1 protein-coding gene, 2 tRNA genes and 3 rRNA genes are annotated in these 7399 nt (G+C 43.8%); 5 read left to right on the forward strand and 1 reads right to left on the reverse strand.

Annotated elements, in window-relative coordinates:
* Nucleotides 1-133: 133 nt before the first annotated feature.
* The 5 genes from FLJC2902T_RS14740 to rrf all read left to right on the forward strand — a co-directional run bounded on the left by FLJC2902T_RS14740 (nucleotide 134) and on the right by rrf (nucleotide 5206).
* A 16S ribosomal RNA gene (locus FLJC2902T_RS14740) occupies nucleotides 134-1649 on the forward strand.
* 88 nt (nucleotides 1650-1737) lie between these two features.
* A tRNA-Ile gene (locus tag FLJC2902T_RS14745) sits at nucleotides 1738-1811 on the forward strand.
* Nucleotides 1812-1896: 85 nt separating this feature from the next.
* Nucleotides 1897-1970, forward strand: a tRNA-Ala gene (locus FLJC2902T_RS14750).
* A 127-nt stretch (nucleotides 1971-2097) separates the two neighbouring features.
* Nucleotides 2098-4974 (forward strand): 23S ribosomal RNA (locus FLJC2902T_RS14755).
* A gap of 122 nt (nucleotides 4975-5096) precedes the next feature.
* Nucleotides 5097-5206: ribosomal RNA gene (rrf, locus tag FLJC2902T_RS14760) — 5S ribosomal RNA — on the forward strand.
* The 16S, 23S and 5S rRNA genes sit together here with 2 tRNA genes alongside, the layout of an rRNA operon.
* Before the next feature lie 1196 nt (nucleotides 5207-6402).
* Here the strand turns inward: rrf and FLJC2902T_RS14770 are convergent.
* A partial coding sequence (locus FLJC2902T_RS14770; RefSeq protein ID WP_035679108.1) for a GEVED domain-containing protein occupies nucleotides 6403-7399 on the reverse strand: 997 nt, incomplete at its 5' end.

Raw genomic sequence — 7399 nt, forward strand, 5'->3', positions numbered from 1 at the left:
TAAGAAGAATACGTTCATAGACATATTGAATTGACAGCATTGAAACGAAGCAATTCGTTTCAAAATTAAGAGAGAGTAAAACTCAAGTAGATTAGAATTAACCTAGCATCTTTAATCGACAATATTAAAATATACGATGAAGAGTTTGATCCTGGCTCAGGATGAACGCTAGCGGCAGGCCTAACACATGCAAGTCGAGGGGTAGAGGTTGCTTGCAACCTTGAGACCGGCGCACGGGTGCGTAACGCGTATGCAATCTACCTTATACTGAGGGATAGCCCAGAGAAATTTGGATTAATACCTCATAGTATTATTGAATGGCATCATTTAATAATTAAAGTTCCAACGGTATAAGATGAGCATGCGTCCCATTAGTTAGTTGGTAAGGTAACGGCTTACCAAGACAATGATGGGTAGGGGTCCTGAGAGGGAGATCCCCCACACTGGTACTGAGACACGGACCAGACTCCTACGGGAGGCAGCAGTGAGGAATATTGGTCAATGGGCGCAAGCCTGAACCAGCCATGCCGCGTGCAGGATGACGGTCCTATGGATTGTAAACTGCTTTTATACAGGAAGAAACACTCGGACGTGTCCGAGCTTGACGGTACTGTAGGAATAAGGATCGGCTAACTCCGTGCCAGCAGCCGCGGTAATACGGAGGATCCAAGCGTTATCCGGAATCATTGGGTTTAAAGGGTCCGTAGGCGGTTTAATAAGTCAGTGGTGAAAGCCTATCGCTTAACGATAGAACGGCCATTGATACTGTTAGACTTGAATTAGTGGGAAGTAACTAGAATATGTAGTGTAGCGGTGAAATGCTTAGATATTACATGGAATACCAATTGCGAAGGCAGGTTACTATCACTATATTGACGCTGATGGACGAAAGCGTGGGGAGCGAACAGGATTAGATACCCTGGTAGTCCACGCCGTAAACGATGGATACTAGCTGTTCGGAGCAATCTGAGTGGCTAAGCGAAAGTGATAAGTATCCCACCTGGGGAGTACGTTCGCAAGAATGAAACTCAAAGGAATTGACGGGGGCCCGCACAAGCGGAGGAGCATGTGGTTTAATTCGATGATACGCGAGGAACCTTACCAGGGCTTAAATGGGAGACGACAGGACTGGAAACAGTTTTTTCTTCGGACGTCTTTCAAGGTGCTGCATGGTTGTCGTCAGCTCGTGCCGTGAGGTGTCAGGTTAAGTCCTATAACGAGCGCAACCCCTATTGTTAGTTGCCAGCGGGTCATGCCGGGAACTCTAACAAGACTGCCGGTGCAAACCGTGAGGAAGGTGGGGATGACGTCAAATCATCACGGCCCTTACGTCCTGGGCTACACACGTGCTACAATGGGCGGTACAGAGAGCAGCCACTACGCAAGTAGGCGCGAATCTTCAAAACCGTTCTCAGTTCGGATCGGAGTCTGCAACTCGACTCCGTGAAGCTGGATTCGCTAGTAATCGCATATCAGCCATGATGCGGTGAATACGTTCCCGGGCCTTGTACACACCGCCCGTCAAGCCATGGAAGCTGGGGGTACCTGAAGTCGGTGACCGCAAGGAGCTGCCTAGGGTAAAACTAGTAACTGGGGCTAAGTCGTAACAAGGTAGCCGTACCGGAAGGTGCGGCTGGAACACCTCCTTTCTAGAGAAAGATTAAGATATAGGTCATAATTAATCCAAAGAGAATTACTCTCGCTGTTAGTTCAAATATTACAATAATTAAAAAACAGAGTCTCGTAGCTCAGCTGGTTAGAGTACTACACTGATAATGTAGGGGTCCCCAGTTCGAGTCTGGGCGGGACTACTAAGTTTTTTGATTGTAAAAGGAAATTCTGGAAGATGAGAATTCACAATTCGTAATTCTGAATTCAAAATTCTGAATTCAAATTGGGGGATTAGCTCAGCTGGCTAGAGCGCCTGCCTTGCACGCAGGAGGTCATCGGTTCGACTCCGATATTCTCCACAAAGCTATTTGATAGCTAAAAGTTCATTGACATATTGAGATAAAAAAACATTTAAAAAGTAGAAAGTGTTTTTGTTCTTCGGAACAGAAACGAAAAAAACGGTCGTAATTAACTTTACGATTGGTACAATAAGCAAAATAAGGGCGTATGGGGGATGCCTAGGCTCTCAGAGGCGATGAAGGACGTGATAAGCTGCGAAAAGCTGCGGGGATTGGCACATACGAATTGATCCGCAGATATCCGAATGGGGCAACCCACTATGTTGAAGACATAGTACCCGATAGGGGGCAAACCCGCTGAACTGAAACATCTAAGTAGGCGGAGGAGAAGAAAACAAAAGTGATTCCGTAAGTAGTGGCGAGCGAACGCGGATTAGCCCAAACCGTTGTTGTTACGGCAATGACGGGGTTGTAGGACCACGATATTTCTTGCGGACAGAATTAGAATAACCTGGAAAGGTTAACCATAGAGGGTGATAGTCCCGTATAAGTAATGGAAGATAAGGATAGTGGTATCCTGAGTAGGGCGGGGCACGTGAAACCCTGTCTGAATCTGGCGGGACCATCCGCTAAGGCTAAATACTCCTGAGAGACCGATAGTGAACCAGTACCGTGAGGGAAAGGTGAAAAGAACCGTGAATAACGGAGTGAAATAGATCCTGAAACCATACGCTTACAAGCGGTCGGAGCCCTTTCGTGGGGTGACGGCGTGCCTTTTGCATAATGAGCCTACGAGTTACCGTTGCTGGCAAGGATAAGCACTTCAGGTGTGGATCCGTAGCGAAAGCGAGTCTGAATAGGGCGCTTTAGTCAGTAGTGGTAGACGCGAAACCGTGTGATCTACCCATGGGCAGGATGAAGCTGTGGTAACACATAGTGGAGGTCCGAACCGGTTGACGTTGAAAAGTCTTCGGATGACCTGTGGGTAGGGGTGAAAGGCCAATCAAACTCGGAAATAGCTCGTACTCCCCGAAATGCATTTAGGTGCAGCGTTAGATATAAGTTATATAGAGGTAGAGCTACTGATTGGATGCGGGGGCTTCACCGCCTACCAATTCCTGACAAACTCCGAATGCTATATAATGTTTCCTAACAGTGAGGGCATGGGTGCTAAGGTCCATGTCCGAGAGGGAAAGAACCCAGACCATCAGCTAAGGTCCCCAAATGTATGCTAAGTTGAAAAAACGAGGTTTGTCTGCCCAGACAGCTAGGATGTTGGCTTGGAAGCAGCCATTCATTTAAAGAGTGCGTAACAGCTCACTAGTCGAGCGGACGAGCATGGATAATAATCGGGCATAAGTATACTACCGAAGCTATGGATTTATACGTAAGTATAAGTGGTAGGGGAGCATTCTAACAGGGTTGAAGGTGTGTGGCGATGCATGCTGGACCGGTTAGAAAAGAAAATGTAGGCATAAGTAACGATAATGCGGGCGAGAAACCCGCACACCGAAAGACTAAGGTTTCCTCAGCTATGCTAATCAGCTGAGGGTTAGTCGGGTCCTAAGGCGAACCCGAAAGGGACAGTCGATGGCCAACGGGTTAATATTCCCGTACTACTGTTAATTGTGATGGGGTGACGGAGTGATGAAAGCACCGCGAACTGACGGAATAGTTCGTTAAAGTACTTAGCTATAGGTCCCGTAGTAAAATGCGCGGGAACTGGTGAAATACGATAGTACACGGAGTCTTCGGACAAAGTGATAGTGTGCCTAAGGGCTTCCAAGAAAAACCTCTAAACTTAGATTAACAGTACCCGTACCGTAAACCGACACAGGTAGTCGAGGAGAGAATCCTAAGGTGCTCGAGAGATTCATGGCTAAGGAATTAGGCAAAATAGACCTGTAACTTCGGGAGAAAGGTCGCCAGCGCAAGCTGGCCGCAGTGAAGAGGTCCAGGCGACTGTTTATCAAAAACACAGGGCTCTGCAAAATCGTAAGATGAAGTATAGGGCCTGACACCTGCCCGGTGCTGGAAGGTTAAGAGGAGATGTTATCTTCGGAGAAGCATTGAATTGAAGCCCCAGTAAACGGCGGCCGTAACTATAACGGTCCTAAGGTAGCGAAATTCCTTGTCGGGTAAGTTCCGACCTGCACGAATGGTGTAACGATCTGGACACTGTCTCAGCCATGAGCTCGGTGAAATTGTAGTATCGGTGAAGATGCCGATTACCCGCAGTGGGACGAAAAGACCCTGTGCACCTTTACTATAGCTTAGTATTGGTCTTGGATAAGTGATGTGTAGGATAGGTGGGAGACTGTGAAATGGCGTCGCTAGGCGTTGTGGAGTCATTGTTGAAATACCACCCTTTGCTTATCTGAGATCTAACTCTCTTCCGAGAGGACATTGCTTGGTGGGTAGTTTGACTGGGGTGGTCGCCTCCAAAAGAGTAACGGAGGCTTCTAAAGGTTCCCTCAGCACGCTTGGTAACCGTGCGTAGAGTGCAATGGCATAAGGGAGCTTGACTGAGAGACATACAGGTCGATCAGGTACGAAAGTAGAGCATAGTGATCCGGTGGTTCCGCATGGAAGGGCCATCGCTCAAAGGATAAAAGGTACGCCGGGGATAACAGGCTGATCTCCCCCAAGAGCTCATATCGACGGGGGGGTTTGGCACCTCGATGTCGGCTCGTCACATCCTGGGGCTGGAGAAGGTCCCAAGGGTTGGGCTGTTCGCCCATTAAAGTGGCACGCGAGCTGGGTTCAGAACGTCGTGAGACAGTTCGGTCTCTATCTACTGTGGGCGTTAGAAATTTGAGTGGATCTGATTCTAGTACGAGAGGACCGAATTGGACAAACCTCTGGTGTATCTGTTGTTCCGCCAGGAGCACCGCAGAGTAGCTACGTTTGGAAGGGATAAGCGCTGAAAGCATATAAGCGCGAAACCCACCACAAGATGAGATTTCTTTTAAGGGTCGTTGAAGATGACAACGTTGATAGGCTATAGATGTAAAGGCAGTAATGTCATAGTCGAGTAGTACTAATAACCCGTAAGCTTATGTACACGCTTGCGCCCCGCAAGGGGCGCAGCAAACTTTCTAAATAAACATGATTTTTATCTCAGTGTGTTAAGATATTATTGTAATGTTGGTTCCGATACATCGGAATTACCCTTGCATAACGACTTAAGGTGGTTATTGCGGCGGGGCTCACCTCTTCCCATTCCGAACAGAGAAGTTAAGCCCGCCTGCGCAGATGGTACTGCAATCCTGTGGGAGAGTATGTCGCCGCCTTTCTTTTGAAAACCCTTCATCTAACGATGAGGGGTTTTTTGTTTTATATCATTTTTCATTTTTACAAAAAATAAAGATAAAATCAATGCAATCCTGTGGGATTAGCGACTTTCTTTGAAAGTTCTTGTTCCAATAATGAGGGTTTTTTGTTTTATTTCGGTTTTATTTTTAGAAAAAATAAAGGTAAAATCAATGCAATCCTGTGGGATTAGCGGCTTTCTTTTGAATTACTTCATTCAACAATGAGGTTTTTTGTTTTATATCGGTTTTATTTTTAGAAAAAATAAAGGTAAAATCGGTGCAATCCTATGGGAGTATTGGCTTTCTTTTGAAATACTTCATTTAATAATGTGGTTTTTGTTTTATATCGGTTCTGTTTTTAGGAAAATAAAGGTAAAATCAATGCAATCCTGTGGGATTTGTAGCTTTCTTTTGAAAAATACTTCATTCAACAATGAGTTTTTTGTTTTATATCGGTTTTTTTTAGGAAAAATAAAGGTAAAATCAATGAAATTCTGTGGGAGAGTAAGTGGGATGCATACTTTTGAAAACCCTTCATCTATCGATGAGGGTTTTTTACTTTAAAACAGTTTTGTTTTTTTGTAGAAAATGTAGATGTTATATCTTTTAGAAAATAAAGCTAAAATTAGTACAATTCTGCGGGAGAGAAAGTCTTTGTTTTTGCTTTTCAAGATATTTATTTAGCGAGTTTTTTTATGTTTTATATCTTTTTTTTGAAAAAATAAAGATATAAAAACCGAATTTCTTTCGAAATCGGCGGTGATGCTGTAAGTCCTCTACATGACATTTTTTTTTAAGAGGCCTTGTTTAATAGGGCGGGTGTTAGAGATTTGTTTTGAAATATTCGTCAGCGAGATTTGTCGTTTTTAAAAACAGAAAGGGTGTTTTGAAATTCGGATCTGCGTGAGGGATAGGAGCGGCATCCTTTTGTGGATCTCGTTTTTTTAACGAGGTCCATAAAAGATACAGCGGATAGCCCGGCCTGAAAGGACATGCCATAAAAAAAATCAATCCGTAATGAATTAGGTTTTTGTATTTACTAATGAAAAGTGCTGGTTATCCCTCGACTTCGTCTCAATAGCTGTCTTGTGACAATTGCCTTATGTTTCCATTATAAATAAAATAAGCTGCCCAATCGAGGACAGCTTAAAAAGATTTGGTTTTAAAAGGGTGTTCTTTTATTCTTTAATAAAACGTTTAGTACCAACCGTGGTATTGTCGGAAATTTTTATAATATAAATTCCTGAAGGTAGTGTTTCTACGTTAATGGTATTGTTGTTGGTGTTGCCATTTGCAATCTGTTGTCCGGTCAAAGTAAAGATTTTGTATGAAGCATTACTTTCGATACCTGAAAAATATAATGTTCCATCTTTCACAGGATTCGGATATAATTTGAATGACAGTGAGCTAACTTCTTCTTTACTAACTGCTACGGAATCATCATCAGTTTCGTTGGCATTTTTTACAAGAGTGCCATTAGTAACATTTACAGTGTAATCTTCCACTTCTCCGTTAGTAAACATTTCACAGGCAGTTGGGAAACCATTATATTTCATGGAAACTCTCATTCGCGTAGCTCCTGCTGCCGCTGCGGAAGGAATGATAAAGCTGCCACTTACAGATGAAGATTTGGTTTTTGATTTACTGAAAACGAGTTCATTAGAACCAAAATTACCATCGTGGTTAAAATCGATCCAAACACAATAAGCTTCATTGGCCGACATGCCATTCCATCCTGGAGTGATAGTAATTGAAGCTGTTGAACCTGTTGGTAAACTGGTTGACTGTATTGTATAGTTACCGTATCCGTTGTTGTTTCCTGAAAGATTGTTAATTGATCCCAATTGAACACGGTTTATATATTCTCTAGCAGTACTTGCTGATGAATTACAATAAGAAATACTTGCGCTTAATGTAGTCACATTTACAATGTTACTTGCAGACGATACGTTTCCTGCTGCATCTTTAGCTGTTACATTAAAATTGTAAGCTGTCGAAGCAGATAAACCGGATACAGCTAATGATGTACCAGTAACGGTTGTTTTCAATACACCGTTTTGATATACATTATATCCGGTTACCCCAACATTGTCAGTAGCTGCGGTCCAAGTCAGCGTAGTGCTTGAAGTAGTAGTTCCTGAGGCAGAAAGCGTTGAAGCTGTCGGAGCAGCAGTA

The organism is Flavobacterium limnosediminis JC2902, assembly GCF_000498535.1.
Lineage (GTDB): Bacteria > Bacteroidota > Bacteroidia > Flavobacteriales > Flavobacteriaceae > Flavobacterium > Flavobacterium limnosediminis.